General features: G+C 33.3%; 21 protein-coding genes and 1 tRNA gene. 4 read left to right on the forward strand and 18 right to left on the reverse strand.

The genetic code is table 11. The annotated features are described in order from the left end of the window. The first annotated feature begins 31 nt into the window (after positions 1-31). Both RH82_RS11410 and RH82_RS11415 read left to right on the forward strand, forming a co-directional pair. Positions 32-1,855 carry a GNAT family N-acyltransferase gene (locus RH82_RS11410; RefSeq protein WP_034060869.1) on the forward strand — a complete coding sequence of 608 codons (1,824 nt, stop codon included), beginning with the start codon at positions 32-34 and terminating at the stop codon, positions 1,853-1,855. An 11-nt stretch (positions 1,856-1,866) separates the two neighbouring features. Continuing rightward, entirely contained in the window at positions 1,867-2,886 is a 1,020-nt protein-coding gene (locus RH82_RS11415) for a carboxypeptidase-like regulatory domain-containing protein (protein ID WP_034060870.1), read from the forward strand. A gap of 117 nt (positions 2,887-3,003) precedes the next feature. On the opposite strand, the gene RH82_RS11420 is transcribed toward RH82_RS11415, so the two are convergent. The 14 genes from RH82_RS11420 to RH82_RS11485 all read right to left on the reverse strand — a co-directional run bounded on the left by RH82_RS11420 (position 3,004) and on the right by RH82_RS11485 (position 15,253). Continuing rightward, the gene (locus tag RH82_RS11420; RefSeq protein WP_034060871.1) at positions 3,004-3,330 is read right to left on the reverse strand and encodes an ArsR/SmtB family transcription factor; all 327 of its coding nucleotides are present in this window, start codon (positions 3,328-3,330) and stop codon (positions 3,004-3,006) included. Between the two features lie 90 nt (positions 3,331-3,420). Next, positions 3,421-3,885: an NINE protein gene (locus RH82_RS11425; protein WP_034060873.1), complete on the reverse strand. Its 465-nt coding sequence runs from the start codon at positions 3,883-3,885 to the stop codon at positions 3,421-3,423. A gap of 282 nt (positions 3,886-4,167) precedes the next feature. Continuing rightward, complete coding sequence (locus tag RH82_RS18855; protein ID WP_241148052.1) at positions 4,168-4,353, reverse strand: hypothetical protein; 186 nt, start codon at positions 4,351-4,353, stop codon at positions 4,168-4,170. A 6-nt stretch (positions 4,354-4,359) separates the two neighbouring features. Continuing rightward, the gene (locus RH82_RS11435; protein ID WP_034060875.1) at positions 4,360-4,815 is read right to left on the reverse strand and encodes a DUF1801 domain-containing protein; all 456 of its coding nucleotides are present in this window, start codon (positions 4,813-4,815) and stop codon (positions 4,360-4,362) included. Between the two features lie 28 nt (positions 4,816-4,843). Continuing rightward, on the reverse strand, positions 4,844-5,782 hold the full coding sequence (locus tag RH82_RS11440) for a 2-hydroxyacid dehydrogenase (protein ID WP_034060877.1): 939 nt from the start codon (positions 5,780-5,782) through the stop codon (positions 4,844-4,846). Between the two features lie 3 nt (positions 5,783-5,785). Continuing rightward, complete coding sequence (locus RH82_RS11445; protein ID WP_316930932.1) at positions 5,786-6,250, reverse strand: cupin domain-containing protein; 465 nt, start codon at positions 6,248-6,250, stop codon at positions 5,786-5,788. Between the two features lie 57 nt (positions 6,251-6,307). Further along, complete coding sequence (mgtE, locus tag RH82_RS11450) at positions 6,308-7,681, reverse strand: magnesium transporter (RefSeq protein ID WP_241148053.1); 1,374 nt, start codon at positions 7,679-7,681, stop codon at positions 6,308-6,310. Between the two features lie 73 nt (positions 7,682-7,754). Then, on the reverse strand, positions 7,755-8,564 hold the full coding sequence (gene rsmA, locus RH82_RS11455; protein ID WP_034060878.1) for a 16S rRNA (adenine(1518)-N(6)/adenine(1519)-N(6))-dimethyltransferase RsmA: 810 nt from the start codon (positions 8,562-8,564) through the stop codon (positions 7,755-7,757). Positions 8,565-8,673: 109 nt separating this feature from the next. Then, the gene (locus tag RH82_RS11460; RefSeq protein WP_034060880.1) at positions 8,674-8,997 is read right to left on the reverse strand and encodes a DUF4286 family protein; all 324 of its coding nucleotides are present in this window, start codon (positions 8,995-8,997) and stop codon (positions 8,674-8,676) included. A 6-nt stretch (positions 8,998-9,003) separates the two neighbouring features. Next, entirely contained in the window at positions 9,004-9,513 is a 510-nt protein-coding gene (locus RH82_RS11465; protein WP_034060881.1) for a GNAT family N-acetyltransferase, read from the reverse strand. A 171-nt stretch (positions 9,514-9,684) separates the two neighbouring features. Then, positions 9,685-11,460: a tetratricopeptide repeat protein gene (locus RH82_RS11470; protein WP_034060882.1), complete on the reverse strand. Its 1,776-nt coding sequence runs from the start codon at positions 11,458-11,460 to the stop codon at positions 9,685-9,687. 104 nt (positions 11,461-11,564) lie between these two features. Next, positions 11,565-12,836: a serine--tRNA ligase gene (gene serS / locus RH82_RS11475; RefSeq protein ID WP_034060883.1), complete on the reverse strand. Its 1,272-nt coding sequence runs from the start codon at positions 12,834-12,836 to the stop codon at positions 11,565-11,567. A gap of 196 nt (positions 12,837-13,032) precedes the next feature. Then, the gene (locus tag RH82_RS11480; RefSeq protein WP_034060885.1) at positions 13,033-14,343 is read right to left on the reverse strand and encodes an HTTM domain-containing protein; all 1,311 of its coding nucleotides are present in this window, start codon (positions 14,341-14,343) and stop codon (positions 13,033-13,035) included. Then, complete coding sequence (locus tag RH82_RS11485) at positions 14,336-15,253, reverse strand: bifunctional riboflavin kinase/FAD synthetase (RefSeq protein ID WP_034060887.1); 918 nt, start codon at positions 15,251-15,253, stop codon at positions 14,336-14,338. Before RH82_RS11485 ends, RH82_RS11480 begins: the two co-directional genes overlap by 8 nt. Before the next feature lie 146 nt (positions 15,254-15,399). Between RH82_RS11485 and RH82_RS11490 the strand changes: the two genes are divergently transcribed. Then, positions 15,400-18,378: a zinc-dependent metalloprotease gene (locus RH82_RS11490; RefSeq protein WP_034060889.1), complete on the forward strand. Its 2,979-nt coding sequence runs from the start codon at positions 15,400-15,402 to the stop codon at positions 18,376-18,378. Between the two features lie 49 nt (positions 18,379-18,427). Here the strand turns inward: RH82_RS11490 and pth are convergent, their stop codons facing one another. From pth to RH82_RS11505, 3 genes are all read right to left on the reverse strand, one after another. After that, a complete protein-coding gene (pth, locus tag RH82_RS11495) occupies positions 18,428-18,994 on the reverse strand; it encodes an aminoacyl-tRNA hydrolase (RefSeq protein WP_241148054.1) in 567 nt (188 codons plus the stop codon). 151 nt (positions 18,995-19,145) lie between these two features. After that, positions 19,146-19,778: a 50S ribosomal protein L25/general stress protein Ctc gene (locus tag RH82_RS11500; RefSeq protein ID WP_034060893.1), complete on the reverse strand. Its 633-nt coding sequence runs from the start codon at positions 19,776-19,778 to the stop codon at positions 19,146-19,148. A gap of 53 nt (positions 19,779-19,831) precedes the next feature. Then, on the reverse strand, positions 19,832-20,773 hold the full coding sequence (locus RH82_RS11505) for a ribose-phosphate pyrophosphokinase (protein WP_034060895.1): 942 nt from the start codon (positions 20,771-20,773) through the stop codon (positions 19,832-19,834). Positions 20,774-20,918: 145 nt separating this feature from the next. Between RH82_RS11505 and RH82_RS11510 the strand changes: the two genes are divergently transcribed. Further along, positions 20,919-21,000, forward strand: a tRNA-Leu gene (locus tag RH82_RS11510). A gap of 381 nt (positions 21,001-21,381) precedes the next feature. Here the strand turns inward: RH82_RS11510 and RH82_RS11515 are convergent. Further along, positions 21,382-26,409 (reverse strand): T9SS type A sorting domain-containing protein, encoded by a 5,028-nt coding sequence (locus RH82_RS11515; protein ID WP_034060896.1) that lies wholly within the window; start codon positions 26,407-26,409, stop codon positions 21,382-21,384. Between the last annotated feature and the right edge of the window lie 11 nt (positions 26,410-26,420).

Raw genomic sequence — 26,420 nt, forward strand, 5'->3', positions numbered from 1 at the left:
CATTTGTAAGCTTAAAACAGTAAAATTAACTATGTCTTTAGTCACTGCAAAAGAAGTTTCAAAAGCAATAAACTTAGATAAATACAGTGTATTTGGAACGTTTATAGGTTGGTTGTTAATAAAGGTTTTAAAAATCTCTACAATTAATAAAGTATATAGTCGCAACAAACATTTAAGTGGGCTTGAGTTTATAGATGCTATTTTAGGCGAGTTTCAAATTAAATTCGAAATCCCTGAAGAAGACCTAAAAAGGCTTCCAAAGGACGGCGCCTATATTACGGTTTCTAATCATCCGTTAGGAGGTATTGATGGAGCGTTATTATTAAAATTAATGCTCGAACAAAGAGAAGATTTTAAAATAATCGCTAATTTTTTATTGCATCGTATTGAGCCTATGAAGCCCTTTATAATGCCAGTGAATCCTTTTGAAGATCGTAAAGATGCGAAATCCAGCGTTGTAGGTTTTATAAAGGCAATTAAGCATTTACGAGCAGGACATCCGCTTGGTATATTCCCGGCAGGAGAGGTGTCTACTTATAAAGACGGAAAATTAATGGTCGATAAGCCATGGGAAGAATCTGCTATGAAATTAGCGCAAAAAGCTAATGTGCCAATTGTACCAATTTATTTTCATGCTAAAAACAGTAAGTTGTTCTATAAGTTATCTAGAATTAGTGACATCTTTAGAACTGCAAAATTACCTTCAGAATTATTAACGCAAAAGCGACGTGTTATAAAGGTAAGAATAGGACGTCCCATTTCTATAAAAGACCAAAATGAACATGAAACACTGGAGAGTTTTTCGGAATTTGTTCGAAAAAAAACCTACATGTTATCTAATGCTTTCGAGCCAAAAGAAAACCTAAGAGATACTATTTCTTCAACTCTGAAGGCACCAAAACCAATTAAAATACCTAAAAAAATTGTGACTCCTGTCAGCACCAAAATCATGCTAAAGGAAGTAGAATTTCTTCGTGAAGATGATAGTAGACTTTTAAAAAGTAAAAATTATGAAGTGTTTTTATCGTCTGCAAAAAAAATCCCAAACATACTAAGAGAGATTGGACGATTACGCGAAATTACTTTTAGAGAAGTTGGAGAAGGCACAAATGAAGCTATCGATTTAGATAGTTTTGATGGCTATTATCACCACATGTTTCTTTGGGATTGCGATGCTAATAAATTAGCAGGAGCATACAGAATGGGCTTAGGAGCAAAAATTTTTGAGAAATATGGTATCGATGGATTTTATCTTCAGGATTTATTTCGTTTTGAGCCAGAGCTTTATAAAATGATGAGCGAGTCTTTAGAATTGGGACGTGCTTTTATTATAAAAGAATACCAACAAAAACCAATGCCTTTATTTTTACTTTGGAAAGGTATCGTACATACTACTTTACGTTTTCCAGAACACAAATATTTAATTGGTGGTGTAAGTATTAGTAATCAGTTTTCTAATTTCTCTAAATCGTTAATGATAGAGTTTATGAAATCTCATTATTACGATCCTTATGTAGCGCAATACGTTCACCCTAAAAAAGAATTTAAGGTAAAACTTAATGATGCCGATAAGGACTTTGTTTTCGATGCTACCGAAGCAGATTTAAATAAATTTGATAGAATAATCGATGAAATAGAACCTGGAGCATTACGCTTACCCGTACTTCTTAAAAAGTATATTAAGCAAAACTGTAGACTTATAGGTTTTAATGTCGATCCATTATTTAATAATGCTGTGGATGGTTTAATGTATATTAAAATATCAGATTTACCAGATAGTACAGTGCGTCCAGTAATGGAAGAATTTCAAGCAGAATTAGAAGGTAAAGTTTCTGGAAACACTGCTGAAGATTAATAGTTTTTTATATGAAAAGTATAACCTTACTATTAATATTATTTTTCAGTTTCTTTATAACAATAGCTCAAGAATTACAAGGTGTGGTTTTAAATCAAAAAAGCAACGCGCCTATAATTGGAGCCTCAGTATATTTTGATAACACGTCTATTGGTACCACTACAAATTTTGATGGCGAATTTTATATTGTATTAAAACAACCTATTAATTCACCTTTAGTAGTGTCTTTTGTTGGTTTTGAAACTGCAATTTATGAAATTCAAAATTTCGAAACTGACAAAATATATAAACTTAAAGAAGACGTTAATATTTTGGCTGAGGTTGTATTAGATAGCAAAGACGAATGGTCTCGAGAATTTAAACTCAAACAATTTAGAAGAGAGTTTTTAGGGCAATCAGAATTTGCAGAAAAATGCACTATTTTAAATGAAGACCTTCTTGTTTTAAATTTTGAACGCGAGGCTAAACAATTAGTAGTTTCAGCTAAAGCTCCAATAATAGTAAAAAATAATGCCTTAGACTATATTGTAAAATACGATATAAACGATTTTTATATTAGTTACAATATGGATATTGAGGCTAATTTAGACTTAGAAAAAGTATTCAGAACTGTAGCTTCTGTTGGCTATTCCGGTACTACTTTTTTTGAGAATATAGAGTCTAAAAAACACAAGCGCGCCCTTAAAAACAGACAAAAAGCTTACACAGGTTCTGCACTACATTTTATGCGTGCAATTGTAAATAATAGACTTAGAAAAGAAAAGTTTAAAATATTTATAGGTAGAAATCAAGCTGAACCTTCACTGCACATTAAAACTTTTAAAAATGATAGTTTAAACGTTACAGGTGTAGAACTGTCTCAAAAACTCAACATTCTATGCAAAGGCAGACAATCCGCCATTAAAAGCGAAGTAAAGCGTTTTTATATTGATGCTTATGGTAACCATGCTCCAATTGACAAAGTATTATTTGGTGGTTTTATGGCAAAGCAGCGTATTGGTGATGTTTTACCTTTAGATTATGGGTTGTAGATAATTATTTACAATACACTTTTGTCTTATTTCTAGCTTTTAATAGAAGCGTTATGTTTTCTGATTCTGCAAGTCGTCTTAAAAAAATATTACGTGCTCACAATAGCGATATTAATTCTATTTGCTAGAATTAATCTGTGTTTTTACAAAAAAGTCGTTTAGTACACGTCTACACGCATTCAATTTATCTTGATCAATGCTATAAAATAAATTTTTACCTTTAACGGTTTGTTTTAGTAAACCAGTATTTCTTATTTCTGCGAGATGCTGAGAAATAGTGGGCTGTGCAAGACCAATAGCCTTAACAAGGGTGTTGCAGTTACAATTTTTGTTTTGACTTATATGCTGAATAATAGATACTCTAGCAGGATGTCCAAGCATTTTTGTAAAGCTAGCAATTTGATTTTGTTGCGCATCGAAAATATGCTTTTTAGTAAATCCCATAATTTCTTTTAATTGTGATATTGCAATATTACGTAATACACTTAAATTTATAAGCCAAACATAAAGTGTGTTTGGCTTATCAATTTTTATTTAGAACCAAGGTTTTCTACCAACTTGGTATGTGTTATAAAACTCTTCGTCTGATTTTGTTAAGTAAATAATTCCTTCTACTAATCCAATGACTCCTGGTATCCATACAAAAAGTAGTCCTACAGCGAGACACGATAAAAGATACATTACTAATGAAAATCCAAGTAAAATAGCACCTTCCTTATTGTATCCTAAAATAAATTTATGAACTCCAAAAGAACCTAGAAGAATAGCTAGTATTCCTGCCAATAATTTCTTGTTTTCTCCATTGGCACCTCCAAATGCTTCTTTAGCACTATCTGAAAAGTCATTCATGGTTTCTTTTGCTTCATCAGCAAATTCACTCGCTTTTTCTTTAGCTTCATCAGCTAATTCACTTGCTTTATCTGCTGCTTTTTTTGCACCATCTTTTGCGTCTCCTAACATATCGTCAAGATTGTCTTTTAAATTTTTTTCGTCAGACATTATTTATAATTTAAGGTTAGTAATTTAACTTAAATGTAGTAAAAAAAGGATTGCTTACAAAAAAGCTTTGTCAACTGTTCGTCAGAGTTCTATCTTATTTCCATCATTATCTATAATCCAACTATTTTTTTTATTGTCGTATTACCCAATTTTCTCAACTATAGTAGTACATTATTCTCTTAAATTAGCTAATAGTTGGTTTAATTTTTCTACATGAGAATTATACATAAAATCTTTTTTAGTAGGCTCTAAATGTTTGTTACCTTGCTTAAAAGTAGGCTATTATGTAAAACATCCTTTGTCTTTAGTTAAGAAAGTACAACCATTATCTTCTGTGTTAAAACCTAGTTGTTTGTCGTACCATTCTTTTGCTACTATTGGATCTTTATTTTTAAAAAAGAGGCCTCCAATTCCAGTTATTCTTTTTATTTCAGGATCAATTGAAGTTAAGTCTTCATTATTAATCAAAACTAATTATTTTTTATACGCTTTTTCATAAATCTCAATCCATTCTTCAAGGCTCATTTTACCGAGAAGTTGTTCTATTAAGTCGTAAGGAATAGCGTCTATTTTTTTAAATCTAACACAGCTTTTTCCCATGTCTAATTTGTATTTACAATGTTTTGGATATTCAGTAACAAACCAGTCATATAGTTCTTTTTTAGCATATATTCCCATATGATATAATGCAATAAAGTTTTTCTGAGAGGCTACATTTATAAATGGTAAAGGAGGAAAGGGTTTGCAATGGTAACCTTCTGGGTAGATAGATTTTGGTACATAATAAGCAAGCATGCCATAGTTCATTCCAGATTCTAAGCCTTTTGGCATGTGCTTTTTAATAAGGTTGTTTAATTTTGTAACTGCCGCTTTTCGTTCTTCAGGAAGTTGTGCAATATACTCTTCAGGTGTTTCTGCTTGAGATGTCATTTTATTTTAAATTAGTTAAAGTATAAAGTTAGCAAAAATTTATTTTAATCTTATCTACTATAGTTTGTGCTAATTTTTCTTTACTTTCAATAGTCCAACCTGCGACATGAGGTGACAATAATACATTTTCCGATTGTATCAAATATTTAAAAGCTTCTGGCATATTATTGTCGCTAAATAAGTTTTCGAAAGATGCTTTTTCGTATTCTAAAACATCTAATCCGGCGCCTAAAACCTTACCGTTTTTTAATGCTGAAACCAAATCTGAAGTCACTACACTTTTACCTCGTGCTGTATTAACTAGCCAAAATGGTTTTTTAAATGCATCAATAAATACCTTATTAATCATCCCAGTAGTAGAAATTGTTTCTGGAGTGTGCAAGCTTAAAACATCTGCTTTTTGCTGAAGTTCTTTTAACGACACTTGCTTCGCATTTTCATTTCCAACATTAGGTTTTATATCGTAACAAAGCACGTTAACATCAAAACCACGAAGTTTTTTAGCAAATGCTTTTCCCATATTCCCATAGCCAATAAGTCCAACAGTTTTTCCATCTAACTCTAATCCACGATTGTTTTCTCGTAGCCATTTACCTTTTCTAACCTCTCTGTCGGCTTTGTTTAATTTATTAAACAAAGATAGGAGCATAGCCAAACTATGTTCACCAACGGCATTTCTATTGCCTTCTGGAGCCGCAATTAAAGTGATGCCTTTCTTTTGTGCATAATCGCAATCAATATTTTCTAATCCTGCACCAACACGACCGATAAATTTCAAGTTTTTTGCAGCCTCTAAAAAGTCGCTATCTATACTAAAACGACTGCGAATAATAAAGCCGTCGTAGTGGTGAATTATCTTTTGAATTCTTTCTTTTGAATCTGAATAATTTTCGTCATTTTGAAACCCTAAATCATTTAACTGATTTATTAGAAGTGGATGATTAGTATCTAAGTGAAGGATTTTCATGAATTATAGTTCTGGATAATCGGTTTGTGTTTTATCATCTATAACGTTTCCAGTGTGTGCTGTAGTTAGTTTCTCGAAAAGGAGAACGTGTACTTCTTCATTATTTTTTGTCGTGGGATTATGTTCTACGCCTTTTGGGACCACTATAATTTCGCCTTCTTTTATAATTTCTGTTCGGTCTCTAAACTGCATGTATAATGTTCCTTTTATTACTTGAAACAATTCGTCTTCATCGTCATGACTATGCCATACAAATTCGCCTTGTAACTTTGCTAACAACACTTGCATATTGTCTAAGGTTGCAATACGATGTGGATGCCATTGTTTTGAAAACAATGCGTGTTTTTCTTTTATGTTTATTGGTTTCATAGTCTTAAATCTATTTACAGCTTTTAAAGTTACGAAGATTTGCGTTAAGGATAGAAGCGCCATCCTTTTTTGCTTTTTTGTAAAAAAGATATAGCGGATAGCCTGACGTTTTTTACCTGAGGCACGAAGAGAAAAAAAGGGAACGCCCTAAAACGGTTAAAAACCCATGATAGATTTAGCTATTACAAGATAAATTACAATTCCAAAAATATCGTTACTTGTAGTGATAAAAGGACCCGTTGCAATCGCTGGATCGATACCTCGTTTGTCTAGAAAAAGTGGAATAAAAGTACCTATTAAACCCGCAATAATAATAACTACTACAAGTGAAACGGAGATAGCAAGTGCTAATTTAAAGTTTTGATCCCAAGCAAAAACAAATAGAAATAGAAATATGGAAAGTATAACACCGTTTAGTGCTGCTAATAACATTTCTTTAATTAAGCGATTGTTAATACTCCCTTTTACATCGTCATTTGCTAAACCTTGCACAATAATTGCACTCGATTGCACACCTACATTTCCAGCCATGGCTGCAATTAATGGCGTAAATAAAAATAAAATAACGGCTTGTTTAGGTAGTTTCTCTTCAAAAAAGTACATGATTACAAAGGCGCCAATTCCACCAATTAATCCTAAAAACAACCAAGGTAAACGTGCTTTTGTTAGTTGTAAAATACTGTCATCTGCTTCTACATCTTGTGTAATACCTGCTGCTAGTTGGTAATCTTTTTCGGCTTCTTCTTTTATAACATCTACAATATCATCAATAGTAATTCTTCCAAGTAATACTTTATTTTCATCGACTACAGGAATCGCATCCAAGTCGTATTTTTGCATAATTTTCGCAACCTCTTCAACATCTTCATTTACATCTACATAATCTACTTTAGGAATGTAAACTGTTGAAATATGTGCACGAGGAGAAGCTATTAATAGATCTTTTAAGGATAAACGTCCAATCAGTTTTTCTTCACCATCAACAACGTATATAGAGTGTACTCTTGTAACTTCTTCTGCTTGAGCACGCATTTCTCTTACACATTCTGTAACGGTCCAATTTTCGTTAACCTTTACCAACTCTTTTGCCATTAATCCACCAGCTGTGTCTTCGTCGTAAGTAAGTAGTTCTTGTATTTCTGCTTTGTGTTCTTGGTCTTCAATTTGTGCGATTACTGCTTCTTGGCGTTCTTCAGAAAGTTCAGCAATCATATCTGCAGCATCATCGGTATCTAATTCCTCAATTTCTTCTGCAATTTCTTTTGTGGATAGTGTTGCTAATATTTTTTCACGATCATCTTCATCCATTTCCATAAGAATTTCGGATGTAATGTCGCTATCTAAAAGCTTTATAATATAAGAAGATTGGGTTGTGTTTAGATCCTCAAGTATTTCGGCAATATCTGCGTGATGGTATTCATTTAACAATTCTAAAATACCAGAGTCGTTTTTAGAATCGACTAATTCTTCAACCTTAATAATTAAGGCGTCGGTTATAATGAATTTGATATTTTCGTTTTGTTCTTCCACTAAAAATATGTTTTATATTTCCCAATGTATCACCTTGAAAGCAGTCGAAAGGTTTTTTGGTAAATATTTAGTGTTAATCGGTTTGTTTTTCGTCGTTTCCTATTAGCCCTGTTAAATCTATAAAAGCTTGAACATCGAGCTGTTCAGGACGCTTGTCAAAGATAGCATTTGCTTTTAAATTATCGCTTAATTCTAATGTTTTTAAACTGTTTCGCAATGTTTTTCGTCTGTGCATAAAAGCTTGTTTTACGACTCTAAAAAACAATTTTTCATCACAAGGTAGCGTGTAATTTACTTTACGTGTCAACTTTAAAACGCCAGACTCTACTTTAGGTGGTGGATTAAAAACGGTTGGTGGCACTGTAAAAAGGTACTCAGCGTCATAGAAAGCTTGAGTTAATACGGATAATATACCATAAACTTTACTGCCTTCTTTAGAGCAAATACGTTTAGCTACTTCCTTTTGAAACATACCAGAAAACTCTGGGATTTGATGCCTTAATTCTAAAGTTTTAAAAACAATTTGTGTTGAAATATTATAGGGGAAATTACCACAAATAGCAAAAGGATCGTCTCCAAAAGCTTCAGAAACATCGTACTTTAAAAAATCTTTTTCTATAATTCTAGGCGCAAGATTTAGGTAGTTGTTTTTAAGGTATTCTACACTTTCTCTATCTATTTCAATTGCATAGAGCGTTATTGGTTTTTTAATTAAGTATTTTGTTAATACTCCCATTCCTGGACCAATTTCTAATACTTTATCGTAACCTTTTAATGCTAATGCATCTGCAATTTGTTCTGCTATAGTTTCATCTTCTAAAAAATGTTGACCTAAAAACTTTTTAGCTTTTACTTGGTGTGGATTGTGGAATTTTTTTGCCATAATTTTTTTCGCCACGACTGCACGAATTTTATTTTGTTTATGTGATTACTCAGATGGTTAATATTTGGAATCACAAGAATTTTAAAACTAAGGTTTTAAAATGAGTTATTTATTTAATATCTACCGAATATTCATCTACAACTTCTAACTCTGTCCTAAAAGCGAGCATTTTATCGGCAAATAATTTTGTACTATCAGCTCGTAAACGATCTGCATCTTCTTTATAATAAGAGTCTAATGCTTCTCGAGAATGTGCTCTGTATTGAATAGAGTAGGTTTGTCCTCCCATCTCCTCTTCTATTAAAACTTTAGTAAGTTTAGCTTCCTTAAATTTACCAGTAGCTAATACTTGTGGAATGTGTTCTTTAATCCATTTTAGCCATTGGTCGTGGGCGCTGTCGTCTATGTTTACTGTAACGTTGTAAATTATCATTTTCTATTATAAGTTTTTTGCAAATAGCATTAATTCTTCGTCATCTTCAAAAGGTTTTACTATTTTTTCAAAGTGAAAGCCTAATTTTTGTAACAATTTTATGGAATTCTTATTTGTTTCGAGTGTTATGGCTACAAGTTTTTCAATTTGTAATACTTCTTTTGCTAATTTTAAAATGGCTTGAGAAGATTCAAAACCGAAACCTAAACCTTCGTATTCTGGTAACATTGCAAAGCCAAAATCAATAGTGTCTAATGTTTCTCTTTTAATAAGACCGCAAGTTCCAATAGGTTTTAAACTGTCTTTTAAGCGCAATATATAAAAGCCAAAACCATGGGTTTTATAGCTTTTTAAATGGCCATTTGTTATTCTTTCTTCAGCTTGCTCAGTAGTTTTTATATTTCTGTCTCCTATATATTTTATCCAGTTTGGTGTATTCACTAACGCCATGAAAAAAGATGCGTCTTCAATTGTAAATTGAGAAATAATGAGTCTATCGGTTTTAGCAACAATCATTTTTGGAAAATATAAGCTTGAATTTTGTTATACAAAGATAACTTTTCTTTTTTTGGAAAAAGCTTCGCATTTTAGACAAACCTTCCGGTTTTTGCTTTGAGAAACACACCTTTATTTAACTAAAAAAAGGAACTTAAACCTGATAAAAATTTATATTTAAGAAGTTGTAATTTAATTAATTGCATCTCCTCTCAAAGCACGATATTTCTTGCGTGATTCAACAAAATATATACTATCTGCATGATTAAAAATAATACTTTCGTAAAGTGCTTTTGCTTTTTCTGGTTGTACTAGTTTATTCGTGTAAATTTCGGCTAAAGCATAAATAGCATCATCAATTAAAATGCCTTCTTTAAAATCTTTAATTATACGTTCGTAATTTACTTTTGCTTTTTCAAACTGTTCTGTTTCTTTAAATAATTGAGCTTGTTTTAAAAGGGTTTGCGCTACAATCGGTTCGGTTTTATGTTCTTTAAGAATAGTATTTAAGAATGCTATGGATTCGTCTTTTTTGTTTTGAAATGCTAATAAATCTGCTTTGGCATAAAGCTTTAAAGCTATTTGTAAAGAGTCTTCTGCTTTATTGTCACTAATTAGTAATTTTAAATCTAATGCATCGTTGGCTGTAAGTTGAGAGGTTGATGCTTTTAAAATTTTAAGTTGAGATTCTGCCCATTTAAAATCACCTTTATAATAACTAGTCTTAGCAACTTTAAAACGTGCTTCTTGAGAAATAGTACTGTTTTTAAGACTACGTTGAATTTGGGTGTAATAAATTAGTGCTTCATTAAATTTCTCTTCTAGAACAAGAATGTCTCCAAGTTCTATTTTAATTTGTGACAATTGGTGCTTGTCAATGTCAAGTTTTAAGCTGTCTTTTAGAAATAAAATTGCTTCTGATGTTTTGTTAAGATAAAAGGCTAAGAAATGAGCGTACGCAATTTGAATATTTAGAGTTCGTCCTTCTTTACCAAAAGTTTCCAGTAAACTTAAATAACTTTCGTTAATCGTTTTGTAATCTTTTGTAGATACTTGTTCTGTTTCAATTTTTATAAGATTGTAATGGGCATTTATCTTGATATCTATATCTTGAGTATTATCAATAATAAATTGAAAAATGGTTTTAGCAACTTCAGGTTGTTTCTGTGTGTAAGCAATATTTGCTAATTCCTCAACACGATCTAAAGACTCTAATTGACGTTTATAAATGGCTTTTTCTTGTGTAAATGCTTTTTTGTAATCTTTTTGCTGAATAAATAACCAACTCAACATATCGTTCCATTTTAAATTTCGAGATGTTTGAATTTTCTTTAAAAGAATTTTCCTTAAAACAGTGTTGTTTTCGTTCTCTTTATTTTCGCTAATAAAAGTGCTAAACTCTCTTTTTATGGTGTTTATGTAACTCTCATTAATTTCAGAAAAATTGATATAACTATTAAACATTTTTTCAACATCACCTTGTTCGCCATAGATACGCGCTAATTGCATGTTGAAATTTAACTCTGGCTTTATAGCCATTGCTTTTTCATAGGTTTGAATAGCTTTATCTAAAAGTGAAAAATTCTCAAAACCGCGACCAATAATTCCAGCATAGTTAGGTTTTAAATCTATGATATCTAATGCCTTTTGGTAATTAATATTAGCGTTAATAGTATCTTTTTGTAGTTTGTAATTATAACCTAATTCTATTAATGCTGGTGGATAATTTACAGTGTTTAAGTATGTTATTAGTAAGTTCTCAGCTTCATTATATTGCTCTAATTGCTGATGCGTTTTTACCAACTGAATTAAATAATTTCTATTTTTTTTGTTTTTAGAATATAATTTTTTATAAGAAATTAGAGCTTTTTCAAATTCACCATTTTTAAAATATTCGCGCACCACGATATCGTCTTGCGAAAACGTATTAAGGCTGAATAAAAAACATAAAATAAAAAGGAATCTCATAAAAAGTATTTGTGTAAATATAGCAAATGTTATGCCTTAAAAAAAGGCGTAAAAAAATGCCTGAACTCAATCAGGCATTAATCAATATTAATAAATGTATTTTGTTAGTCAATTATAGAAAAACCTGTGTAAGGCACTAAAATTTCTGGAATTTCTATACCCTTTTCAGTTTGATAGTTTTCTAAAATCCCAGCTAAAACTCTAGGTAATGCTAAAGAACTTCCATTTAAAGTATGCGCCAATTCATTTTTACCAGCACTATTTTTAAAACGTAATTTTAAGCGATTAGCCTGGTAGGTTTCAAAATTAGAAACACTAGAAATTTCTAACCAGCGGTCTTGAGCAGTAGAAAACACTTCAAAATCGTAAGTCATAGCTGCTGGAAAACCAGTATCGCCACCACATAATCTTAATATTCTAAAAGGGAGTTTAAGTTCTCGTAAAATACCTTTTACATGTTCTATCATACCATCGAAGGCCTTATAAGAATGGTCTGGATGCTCCACTCTAATAATTTCAACCTTGTCAAACTGGTGTAATCTATTTAGTCCACGAACATGCGCGCCATAACTTCCAGCTTCACGTCTAAAACAAGGCGTGTAACCAGTAATACTAACAGGTAATTCGGCTTCATTAAGTAGCACATCTCTAAATATGTTTGTGCCAGGAACTTCTGCTGTTGGTATTAAATATAAATTATCTTGTGCGTCGTGGTACATTTGCCCTTCTTTATCGGGTAATTGTCCCGTACCATAGCAAGATGCTTCGTTTACTAAAAGCGGTAATTGATATTCTGTATAGCCTGCAGCAATATTTTTATCTAAAAAATAGGCGATTAAAGCGCGTTGCAATCGTGCACCTTTACCTTTATAAACAGGGAAACCAGCACCAGCAATTTTGTTACCTAATTCGAAATCAATAATATCGTATTTTTTAGCTAATTCCCAATGTGGTTCTGCACCAGCATATAATTCTGGAATACTACCTTCATTAAAAATCTCCTCATTATCTTCCTCAGATTTTCCTGCAGGAACAGAGTCGTGAGGTACATTTGGGAGTTGATATAAAAGGTTTTGAAGTTTCTCTAAGCAAGTGTTTAAATGGTCTCCAAATGCTTTAGAAGTTTCTTTTAAAGCACTCGTTTTCTCTTTTAACTGGTTAGCTTGAGCTGCTTTTCCAGACTTGTACAAATTCCCTATTTCTTTAGACATTGCATTAGACTCGGCTAAAGTATTATCTAATTTAGTTTGCAGCGCGCGACGTTCATCATCTAAAACAATCACTTGTTCTACTAAATCTTTGGCATCAAAATGACGCTTGGCCAAACCTGCAATTACTGCAGCTTTGTTGTCTCTAATAAATGGTACTTGTAACATAATTAATATAATTTTATTTGCAATTAACTTGCTTATTTGGGCGTTACCTATAGGTCGGGCTGTACACTGTATCTTTTTTAATCAAAATAAAAAAGGATGCCGTTGCCATCCCTAACGCAAAAACGTAACAGTTGTTTTAAAGTGGTAAAAGTAGTTAGATTTTGTTAGCCAAAAAACAAGTAATTGTATTTGTTTCTTATTTCGAGGGTAAAATCCAATCGTTATGTGTAAAGTAGTTCCACTCTATATTGGCGAGATCTACTTTTTCGTCTATTAGTTGCTTGTGTGGTTTCCCATTTACGCTCACTTTGGCACTAACAAAAACCTGTATATCTACTCCTTTTTCTTTGTATTCTTTTTTTAAATAGCGTGCAAATTGCCACATAAAATCTGGCTTGTAATTTACAGAGCGAATTTGCTTTTTAGTAAGATATGTACTCAGGTTAATAGGGGTTACGGCTTTTGTTTTTTTGTTAACCACCTTGAAATTGGTATAGCCGGATTTAGAACGTAACATCATACGCCAAGATAACCTGTGGCCTTCTTCGGTCCATAAAACATCATCTTCAATAAAATGATGACGTACTGGCAATGCTATTTGAATACTAAAATAAATGCTTCCTAAAACCACTAAAATCGTCTTGTAATTAGGAACTATAATTTCAGCTTTAGCATAATACTCTTTCCTTTTTAAGAAAATATTTTTTATTATTTCAGGATTGAAAAAGAACAAACAAAAAGCTAAAGATAAATATGGAAATACACCAACTTGAAAGATAAATGAATTAAACAAATGAAAGAAAATAGAAGCAAAAAAAGCATATTTTCTAGTGGGCTTAAATAGTAATAAAGGGATAATTAAACCATCAAATAAAATACCGCCATAACCAACAAGGTAAGGCATAAACCCATTTTGTAGAAACTCTCCAACTATTGGGTAATTTGCTTTGCTTTGCATAAGTTTAGTTGGAACGCTAAGGTCTAGCCAATCTGGATAGAGCTTAGCTTTCGAGGCATAGGTGTAAAGTATAAAGAGCTGAATTACAAAAATCCAATTACACCAAGCAGGCATTGAGATGCTTTTTATTTTTGGATTTTGTTTAGCATCAATAGAGGCGTATTTGTGTGCGGGAAGTATGACCATGATACCGCTTAATAATACTAATAGATAATAGTGGTTGTTGTAAGACGATTTCTGCATGAAATACACAGAACACCACATTATGAAAAATAGAAAGGCACTCATTCTGTACTTATAACCAACCATTATTAGTAAGCCAAAAACACCCATTATAGCATAATAAACATACATCCAGTTTCCAGGTAGTGGCTGTAACCATTCGAAACCTAAAAAAGTAAATGTAAATTTTGGTTCTACAAGTGTATAGGTTATCCAACCCGTAAAAATGGCACCAACAGATTCGGCAAAACATAAAAAACCAAAAATAATTCTAAAAACGATTAAACCACTATTGTCGATATGTTTAAAAAGAAATGTATTAAGCATGACTATTTATAAAATGTAAAGCAGTTTTTTTATCCTTTAATAGTTGTTCTTTAAGAGCGTTAACCGATTTGAATTTTTCTTCATTTCGCAGTCTTTCTAACAATTCAATAGTTATTTTTTGGTTATAAATAGAATCGTCAAAATTAAAAAAATTAACTTCTATGGTTTGCGATATACCTTTAACAGTAGGATTTATACCAATATTCATCATGCCATAGACTGTTTTTTTATCAATAATAGATTTAACCACATAAACACCTCTTTTTGGTATTAATTTATAGTGTTCACTAATATCAATGTTTGCAGTAGGAAAATCTATTGTTCTCCCTAAGCCCTTACCTTTTACTACAGTTCCTGAAATTATAAATGGATAACCTAAATAGCTATTTGCCATTTTTATATCTCCTTCTAGTAATGCGTTTCTAATTTTTGTAGAGCTTACTGCAACATCGTTTATATCTTGAGCTGTTATTTCTTCAACTTCAAAATGGTATTGCTTCCCAAAAGCTTTTAAATCTTCAATGTTAGCACTTCTGTTTCTGCCAAAATGATGATCATAACCTATAATTATATGTTTTGCGTTTAATTGCTTTATTAAAATAGTTTTAACAAATTCTTCAGCAGTTAACCGAGAGAATTCTTTGGTAAATTCTTTGACTACTAAGTTTTCAAGACCAAATTGTTTCAGTATTTGCTCTTTTTCATTTAATGTATTTATAAGCTTAATATTGGAATCCTTTTGTATTACCATTCTTGGATGTGGAAAAAAGGTAAGAATTGTTGGCGCTAAGTTTTTAGTGTTTCCAACTTCTATAAGACGTTGAATAATTTTTTGATGCCCAATATGTACACCGTCAAAGGTTCCAATAGTGACTACGGTATTTATCTTTTTTTCTAGACCTCGTTTCAATTCTCAACAATTTAATTACAAAAATAGAAAAAGTGGACTGAAATTTCTTTTAATTTACTTCTTTTTTATATCTATCATAAAACATGAAACATTTAGCTTTTTTTTAACTAAATTTGGGAATTAAATCTATAAATAAACTTAGACTCATGAAAACAAAATTACTTTTCGTTTCTCTTATTGCCTGTATGTCGTTATTCACCATTTCGGCTCAAAGTGCTTGGCAGAATAAAGCGAATATCAACCGAACAGAGGGGATTACAAAACAACATTTAGAAATTGATAATGTCAAATTTTTTGAACTCGATTTCACTACTTTTAAACAAAGCATTTTAAATGCTCCTTCAAGAGGCTCTAGTGCATTAGCTGGTAACATACAAATTACAGTGCCTGCTCAAAATGGTGAAATGAAAACATTTACTATTTACGAGGCTCCTGTTTTTTCTCCAGAACTTTCGGCTGCTTTTCCGAGCATTAAATCTTATGTTGGTTATGCAATTAATAATGCTAGCACACAACTTAGAATGAGTGTTAGTCCTCAGGGCGTTCAAACAATGATTACTTATAAAGACCAAGAAGCGGTTTTTATGATGCCTGAATCTCACGGTTCAAATGAATACATATTATATACTAAAAGTTCACGTGGGAACTATGTAGACAACTTTGTGTGTTCTACAATAGAAGATTTAGAAAAAGGAGAAGAAATTGTTGGTGGTACTCTTTTAAGTAGAGATGCAGACGATCAATTATTGCGTACTTATAGAATTGCAATTTCTGTTAATGGAGAATATACTCAATATCATGGCGGAACTATTGCCGGCGCTTTAGCGGCAATTAATGCCACTATGACTAGGGTTAATGCTGTTTTTGAAACAGATATGGCTATTAACTTTCAAATGATTAGTGCTAATCAGCTTATTTTTACAGATCCGAATTCAGATCCGTATTCCGGGAGTTTAGGAAATTGGAATGGAGAATTGCAAGCTGAGCTAACATCATCAATTGGAAATGCAGCTTACGATATAGGTCATATGTTTGGTGCTTCTGGCGGTGGAGGTAATGCAGGTTGTATTGGATGTGTTTGTGAAGATAATAGTAAAGGATCTGGAATTACATCTCCAGCAGACGGTATTCCACAAGGAGATAATTTTGATATTGATTATGTTGCTCATGAGATTGGACACCAAATGGGAGCCAACCATACTTTTTCTCATAATACAGAAGGATCAGGCGTTAATTCTGAGCCAGGAAGTGGAACAACTGTTATGGCTTATGCAGGAATTACAGGTTCTAATAATGTGCAACTACATAGTGATCCTTATTTTCATTACCATAGTATAAATCAAATATTGAACAACGTTGCTACTGCGCCTAACAATTGTGCTGTTACAACCAATATTTCTAATAATCCACCAAGTGCTATTGCAGGAAATGATTTTACAATTCCTTCTGGAACAGCGTATGTTCTTAAAGGATCTGCAACAGATGCTGATGGTGGAGATAATTTAACGTATTGCTGGGAACAAACAGATAGTGGTAATGTAACGAATACTAATTTTGGTCCAACATTAAGTGCAGGATCAATGAATAGATCTTTACCTCCTTCTTCAGAGACAGACAGATATATTCCTCGTTACTCTCGTGTATTAGCAGGTACGCTTACGCAAGACAATCCAACAATAAACGATGCGTGGGAAACAGTTTCTACTGTGGCCAGATCTCTAACTTGGGCTTTAACGGTAAGAGATAGAGAGCCAACGGCTACTGGCTTAAATGGCCAGTCTAGTTTCGATTTAATGACAATTAATGTTGAAGCAGGATCTCCTTTTACAGTAGTTTCTCCTCCAGCATGGGGATCTGGAAGTACTCAAACTTTATCATGGAATGTTGGAGCAACCAATAGTGCGCCAATAAACTGTCAAACAGTAAATATTAAATTTTCTACAGATGGTGGTGTAACATTTCCAACAACATTAGCTTCAGGAGTTCAAAATGATGGTTCTGAGGTTATTACAGTGCCTTCAGTTGCAGATACGAATACTGCAAGAATAATGGTTGAAGCTGCAGATAATATCTTTTATGCACTTTCGGAAAGCTTTCCAATTTCTAGTGCAGCGTCGTTTGCATTAAATAGTGCAGTTTCAAATCAATCAGCATGTAATATTGATGCTGTGTCTTTTGTTGTAGATTTCTTTACAGTTAATGGTTTTAATGAAACGACTACGTTTAGTGCTGCTGGAAACCCAGCAGGATCTACAGTTGCTTTTACACCTGCAACTTTAAATGCTAATGGACAAACTACAATGGATTTAACGAGTTTAACGGGTGCTGCTTCAGGAGATTATACGATTACAATTACTGGTACTTCTGCTTCAGAAACAAAAACCGTTGATGTCATGTTAGCCGTTGTTGATGGTTTATGTGCATCAATTGCAAATACAACTTACGCAACTAGTACTACTTTAGTGCAATTTAATACTATTGATAATGCTTCGGGAAAGCCTTCAGGATATAGCGATTATACAGCAATTTCAACAGATGTTATTAAAGGTAGTCCATATGATTTGGTTGTAAATCAAAATACAGATGGTAATTATACTTGTGTTACTACTGTTTGGGTAGATTGGAACCAAAACTGTATTTTAGAAGCAAGTGAAACTTACGATTTAGGTACTGCTTTTGGTACTCCAGATGGCCCAGCGTCGAACTCTCCACTATCGGTTGTTGTGCCCTTAGGTGCTATTGAGGGAAATACTGTTATGAGAGTAACAACTAAGTTTAATTCTGCAGGTACATCTTGTGAAAATGCACATGATGCAGAGGTTGAAGATTATACTGTAAATGTAATGCCATTATTATCTGTGGATGAATTTGGAAGCCTAGGAGGTTTTTCAATATATCCAAATCCAAATAATGGATCTTTTAATGTAAAATTAAATAGCGATTCAAATAAAAATATTTCTATTGTAGTTTTCGATATTAGAGGTAGAAGAGTGTTTAATGAGCTTTACAAAAATTCACCAACATTTAATGAAACTATTAACTTAGATAGCGTTCAATCTGGAATGTATATGTTACAAGTTAGTGATGGAGTGAATACACAAACTAAAAAGATGATTGTTAAATAACAAACACATATTATAATAATAAAAAAGGAAGCTCTTAGAGCTTCCTTTTTTATTTTCCATTAAAGCTATTCATGGTATTATTAATACCAGCTAAACCAAAAGATTTAATTATTTCTGAAGCTTTTTCCAGCCGTTCCTCTAATTTTGAGTTTTCTTCTGCTGTCCATTCTCCTAAAACATAATCTATTTGTTTGCCTTTGCCAAACGCATCACTTATACCAAACCTAAAACGATTGTATTTTGTGGTATTTAACTTGTCTTGAGTGTCTTTTAATCCATTGTGCCCGCCATCACTTCCTTTAATCTTTACACGAATACTTCCAAAAGGAAGGTTTAAATCGTCTGTGATAATTAAGAGGTTTTCTAATGGGATTTTTTCTTTTGTTAACCAATATAGTATAGCTTTTCCGCTAAGATTCATATAAGTGTTTGGTTTTAGAAAAATAAAAGTTCTCCCTTTTAATTTATAAGTTGAAATATCACCTAACTTTTTAGTTTCGAAGGCTATTGCTTCTTTTTCGGCAAAGTAATCTAAAATTTTAAATCCAATATTATGGCGTGTATGTGAGTACTTCTCGCCAATATTCCCTAAACCAACAATTAAGAATTTTTTCATAGGATCTGTGTTTTCAATAGTATTTGATTCTTTGTTTATTCTGAAGAATTCACTAAGCCATTCAAACATATTGAAATATAATTTTGTGTAAAAATAAAAAAGCATCCTGAATATTTCAGAATGCTTTGATATTATTTATAGAATATAGTGTTTATTCTGCTGCTGCATCATCGGTTTGACCTGATGGTACATCACCTGCTTCAGTTCCTTCTTCATCATCATCATCTTCAACAATTGCCGCTCTAGAACGTCTTACTAAACATATAACTCCATTATCTGGGTGCATAAATGTGTAAGCTTCGTTTGCTAAAGAAGTAATGTAAAGTTTATCACCAATTTTCATATCTTCGATATTAGCATCGATATAATCTGGTAAATTTCCTGGTAAAGCTTTAATTCTTAGGCTACGGTTATTTTTACGTAAAACACCACCATTTCTAACACCTTTTGGGTTTCCGATGAAATTAACAGGAATTTCCATAGTAATTTCTTTGTCTTCGAATACTTGGTAGAAATCTACGTGTAGAATTCTATCTGTTACAGGATGAAATTGAATGTCTTGTAAAATGGCGTTAAAAGTACCACCACCTTCTAATTCGATTACAACTGTATGCGCATTAGGTGTGTACACCAATTTAGAGAATGCTAATTCAGCTGCTGAGAAATGAACTGATTTGTCTCCTCCGTATAATACGCAAGGAACCTGACCAGCATTACGTAAGGCTTTTGTTACTTTCTTGCCCACGCTTTCTCTTTGAGATCCGTTAATTGTAATTGACTTCATTTTTGTTATTTATATTTAATTATTAATAAACGTAATTGAAGTAACCTAAAAGGTTACATTAAAAATTTAGAGCTTATAGATTTATTGTAATGTACATTATGCATTACTTCAGCAAATAAATTTGCGCAACTTATAACTTTAATTTTTTTACTTTCTTGTTTTAGCGAAATTGAATCTGTTACAATTAACTCTTCTAATTTAGAATTTTCTATTTTTTCATAAGCATTCCCAGATAATATTGGATGTGTACATATTGCTCTAACACTTAACGCACCACGTTCCATCATTAAATCGGCTGCTTTTGTTAATGTTCCAGCAGTATCAACCATATCATCTACTAAAACTACATTTTTACCTGTTACGTCACCAATTAATTCCATATGAGAAATTACATTGGCTTTTGCACGTTGTTTGTAACATATTACTACATCACTCTTTAATGCTTTAGAATAGGCATATGCTCTTTTACTTCCTCCCATATCTGGGGAAGCAATAGTTAAATTGTCTAAATTTAATTCCTTTAAATAAGGTAAAAATACAGTGGATGCAAATAAATGATCTACTGGTTTTTCAAAGAACCCTTGGATTTGGTCTGCATGCAAATCCATTGTGATTATTCGAGTCGCTCCAGCTACTTCCAGCATTTTAGCAACTAGTTTAGCTGCGATAGGCACTCTTGGTTTATCCTTTCTATCTTGTCTAGCCCAACCAAAGTATGGTAAAACTGCTGTAATATGTCTAGCAGAAGCACGTTTGGCTGCATCAATCATTAATAACATTTCCATTAAATTTTCTGAACTTGGATTTGTAGATCCAATAATGAAAACTCTTGTGCCACGAATAGATTCTTCGTAAGATGGTTGAAATTCACCATCACTATAAGTAGATGTAATTACATTACCTAGTTCTGCTCCATAGGCTGCTGCAATTTTCTCGGCTAAAGCTTTACTTTGCGTTATTGAAAAAATTTTTGCGTCTGGCTTAGTATTTGGCATCGTAAAAATGTTTTAAAGTAGTGATAAACACTACGTTATTTTTAATGAGGTGCAAATTTAGAATTATTTTTCTATCTATAAAGCATAATCAACACTATTTTTAAGGCAATTAATAAAAAAAGATATATTTTTGCATACTGGAATTGCTCAAATGGCGGAATTGGTAGACGCGCTGGATTCAAAATCCAGTTTCTTCGGAAGTGTGGGTTCGATTCCCACTTTGAGTACTGTGCGAAACTATAACAATCTTTAAAACAGGGTGTTATAGTTTTTTTAGTTTGAAATTTGCCAAAAAATTCACTTTGTTTATTGGTTATACTCTATAATTTTATGTTTCATTTTTTAAATGACACATATCTACTGTAAGCATTTTTAGGAAAGTTATTACGTTTTAGTTAAATATACTTGAGGTGTACCATCAAATTCAATATTTTTTTGACGTGGTCCATTGTAGCGTTTAATAGCTTTCTCAATTTTTTTGCACTTAATGTTTAAAATTAGGTAACCTTATTTCAGGGAAGGTCGAGTTACAACGTCCTAATTTTGTAATACGGATATCTAAAAAAGGACCTCTATAATTATAGAAGCCCATTTTAAGTTTGTTTAATTTATTGTTTTAAAACACGTATAGTTTTTGTTCTATTACCATTTGTGCCTTCCATTGAAACCTCAACAAAATAAGCACCAGATTGTAAATTAGATAAGTCTAGTTGCTTAGATGTTGTATTTGGCGTTTCTGTTAATACAACTTGACCTAACATGTTTAATACTCTAACTTGAGAAATAGTAGCCTCAGATTTAAGTGTTAAAATAGTGTCTACTGGATTTGGGAAATAAGTAAATCCAATAGTATTAAAGTTTGTTGTAGATAATGTTGTTTCTGTTACAGTTATATCAAATGTTCCTTCTACAAGTTGTACGTTTTTACTGACTACACCATCGCTCCAAACTCTTACATAATACGTTTGTCCAACTGATAAACCTGTTAAATCAATGTTTTCACCACCATTACCTGAAGAACAAACAATACTATCAGCATCTAATTGACTACAATCTAGTGAGGCATATACTGCAACATTTGCCTGATCTGAATTACCAGAAACAACCGTTGTTACATTGGCTAATCCTGTAAGCGGTGCGATAAATGTGTACCACACATCTGACTTAAATGTAAAAGAATCACACAACGTATCGTCTAATGTTCCAGTAGAATTATCTGTAGCTCCTGCAGTAGTTTCTCCTGTTAAAGTTACTCCTAAACTAAGAGTTGTTGGACTTGAGCATAAATCATTTCCGGGAGCTGGTACATTTGTAATACAATTCAAGCTCATTTCATAATCACCAGAACTAGTATTCCAGCCTTCAATCATAATGTAATAAGTTACATTTGCTTGTGCCGTAAAGGTTACTTCAGATTGATTATTTGAGCAATTAGCAGAATCGTCATTACCTGCAATTTCATTTGTTTGCGGACAATCGTTGAAAACTCTCACATAAGTGTCATAACTAGAATTACATAGCGATAAACTAACATCTTGTAAAACAGTATCTGTAAAGGTGTAAAATACATCGTTGGATACATTATTACCACTATCTGTTGCAAAACTAGTTGATCCAATTACAACATCTCCACAGTTTATTAGTAATGCTCCTGTACATTCATCATTTATAGGTGGACATGGTTCTATTGTAATACTAGCATTTGAACTATTTGTACAAGTTCCTGTTGTTGTATAAGTAACTGTATAAGTTCCTAGAGTTGATGTGCTAGCATCAATAATTCCAGTAGTTTCATTAATAGATAGTCCTGCACTACTTGAGAACATTCCACCTGCAAATCCAGTTATTGTTGGTGTTGTATCTATATCAGTCGCACAATATGTAGCAGCAGGATAACTAAAACTTGCATCATCTATTCCGTTTACAGTTATTGAAACATCTGTACTATCTGGACATGCTCCATTTGTTGTAAAAGTTACATTGTAATTGCCAGGAGTTGATGTAGCTAGATTAATCGTTCCGTTTAAATCAATAGATAACCCTGCAGTACTTGAGAATGTCCCGCTAATTAAACCCATAATTGTTGTTGTTGGATTTGATTCACCCTGACAAAAAGAAGTGGCACCATAAGTAAAGGAAGCTGTATCTAAAGCTTTAGAAAGACTCATTTCATAATTTCCTTCATTAGAACCAGATCCACCGACAACGATATAAAATGTTTCTCCAGAAAATGTGTCGAACGTTATTTGAGAATTCATAGTGCCTCCTGTACTTGGATTAACACAAATCAAAGCGCCACAAACTCCTCTGTAAACCCATATCTTAGTTCCGTAATCTGTTCCTACATTATTTGTTGAAGCAGTATATCTTGCTCCATCTGAAATGAAGGTGTACCAGTTGGCACCTCCTGAACCCGCACTTATTCGACAAAATCCTGTTTCCGTTGAAGTTGTTCCACCTACAGTATTACCCAAAACAGATATTGAAGTCCCACATGAAAATGACGCAAGTGAAATTGCATTTGTACATTCTAAACCAGCACATGCATCAACTGTTACTGAGTCACTTGAAGAGTTTGCGCAGGTTCCTGCTGTTGTATAAGTAATTGTATATGTTCCTGCTGTTGAAGCCGAAACATCAATTGCTCCAGTACCTGGAGTAAGAGCTAATCCTGCTGGTGCTGATGAAAAAGTACCACCAGCTAAACCAGTAATTGTAGGTGTTGGATTTGTATCATCTACACAATAAGCAGCAGCAGCATAACTAAAAGAAGCATCGTCTAAAGCATTAACTGTTACCGAAGCACTAGAGGAGTTCGGGCACGTTCCTGCTATTGTATAAGTTACTGTATACGTGCCTGCTGTTGAAGCGGATACATCAATTGCTCCAGTAGTTGGATTAATAGATAATCCTGCTCCACTTGTAAACATTCCTCCCACTACGGTAATTATTGGTGTTGGATCTGTGTCATCTGAGCAGTAAGCAGCAGTATTATAACTAAAGGAAGCATCGTCTAAAGCATTAACTGTTACCGAAGCACTAGAAGTGTTCGGACACGTTCCTGCTGTTGTATAAGTTACTACATATGTTCCTTCTGTTGAAACCGATATATTAAGTGCTCCAGTGGTTGGATTAATAGCTAATCCGGATGTGCTTGAGAACATTCCACTAGCTAAACCAGTGATTGTTGGATTTGGATCTGTGTCACCTGAGCAATAAGCAGCAGCATCATAACTAAATGAAGCATCGTCTAAAGCATTAACGGTTATAGAAACACTTGAACTATTAGGACACGTTCCTGCTGTTGTATAAGTAATTGTATACGTTCCAGCAGTTGAAGCCGAAACATCAATTGCACCTGTACCTGGAGTAAGAGCTAATCCTGCTGGTGCCGATGAAAATGAACCACTTCCTAAACCAGTAATTGTTGGCGTTGGATCTGAAGCATCTTGACAATACGCTGATGCAGCATAATTAAATGAAGCATCATCTGTTATGTTTATTGTTACCGTTTGGTCAGATGAATTTGCACAAACGCCAGCAGTTGTATACGTTACTGTATACGTTCCTGGAGTTGATACTGAAACATCAATAGCACCAGTTGAAGCATTAATATTAAGTCCTGCTCCAGAAGCAAACATTCCACCAGCTAAACCAGTAATGGTTGGTGTAGGATCTGAAGCATCTTGACAATATGCTGATGCAGCATAATTAAATGAAGCATCATCTGTTATGTTTATTGTTACCGTTTGGTCAGATGAATTTGTACAAACTCCAGCAGTTGTATAAGTCACAGTATACGTTCCTGGAGTTGATACTGAAACATCAATAGCACCAGTTGAAGCGTTAATAGTAAGTCCGACGCCAGAAGTAAATGTTCCACCAGCTAAACCAGTAATGGTTGGTGTAGTATCTGAAGCATCTTGACAATAAGCAGCCGCATCATAACTAAATGACCCATCGTCTAACGCATTAACGGTTACAGAAACACTTGAACTGCTTGGACACGTTCCTGCTGTAGTATAAGTAATTGTATACGTTCCAGCAGTTGAAGCCGAAACATCAATTGCACCAGAACCTGGAGTAAGAGCTAATCCTGCTGGTGCTGAAGAAAATGTGCCACCAGCTAAACCAGTAATTGTTGGCGTTGGATCTGAATCGTTTGCACAATAAGCAGCCGCATCATAACTAAATGAGGCATCGTCTAACGCATTAACGGTTACAATGGCGTTTGAACTATTATCGCATGAACCAGATGTTGTATAAGTTACTATATAAGGACCAGGTGTAGTAACAGATAAATCAATTAAACCAGTTAAGGAATTTATTGATAAGCCGCCACTACCAGAAAAAGTACCTCCTGAAACTCCAGTAACTGTTGGTATTGGGTCTGAATTGTTTTGACAATAAGAAGACGTGCCATAATTAAATGAAGCGTTTTCTAATGCATTAACTGAGAACGAAACATTAGAACTGTTTGGACAAAGTCCAGATGTTGTATATGTTACTGTATAACTTCCTGGTGTGGATGCCGAAACATCAACAGTTCCTGTTGAACCATTAATTGATAAACTACCTGTACTTGAGAATGTTCCGCCGCCTATTCCTGTGATTGTTGGAGAAGGATCCGAATCGTCTGCACAATAGGCAGCAGCACCATAACTAAATGAAGCGTTATCTAAAGCATTTACATTTACAATTATTTGACCACACAATCCAGTGGATTCATCTACACAAGCTGCTCCGTCTTCGCCACGAATATAAAATGTAGTAGAACCGGTTAATGCAGCTGTTGTAAATGAGTTTGTTGCAGAAGTTCCAACTTGAGTCCCACCACATGAACCTGTATATATATGCCACAATGTAGCATCATTTAATGCACCCGACCATGTTAAAGTTGAAGTTGACCCTGTACATATTGTACTTGGTGTTGCCACTAAAGCTGCTGGTACGGCCGGATCTGAACAAGTTGGTCCAGGTACAGAACCATTAATACGAATGTTATCAATAATTATTTCTTCTCCCCCTCCTGCGTCTTGTCCCATTACAAAACGAACCTGCAAATTATTACCTGTTGTAGGAATGGTGAAATTCCAATTCTGCATTGCAAAACTATTAATCTCTGGAGCACCAATGTTATAAGAGCCATTTAGGTTTGTATCTTGTAGTAAATTTCCAGTTGAATGAGCACCTGTAGAATCATTGGTTCCGTAAAAAGCGACAAAAGTTATCCAACCTCCACCATCCATATTGTATTGAAATAGCAATTCATCATCTGGTTCAAAACGCCCATCATTTGGTCTTCCTAACCCTAACAACACATCAACGTTTATAGCTAAGCCTGTTACTGTAACAGCATTTAATGTTACAATTCCAGTACCTGTGTTATCTGGGTTGCTATCTGTATCCTCACCAGCCCAGTAAAAAGAGCCGTCAAGTCCTGTTGGGTTATTTGTAAGACAAGCTATAGAATTATTGGTATCTCTTTGAAAGAAGTCACAACTAGCTTTGAATGGGTTTGAAGTATATCTAGTTCCTTGTCCATCTGTCTCAAAACTTTCTTGAAGAAGTTGTTGAGCATTAATAAATTGATTTCCTAAAAAGAAAATAGCGCAAATAAGTAGTAGTTTTTTCATAATAATAAAAT

The organism is Lacinutrix jangbogonensis, from assembly GCF_000797445.1.
In the GTDB taxonomy this organism is placed as follows: Bacteria; Bacteroidota; Bacteroidia; order Flavobacteriales; family Flavobacteriaceae; genus Lacinutrix; species Lacinutrix jangbogonensis.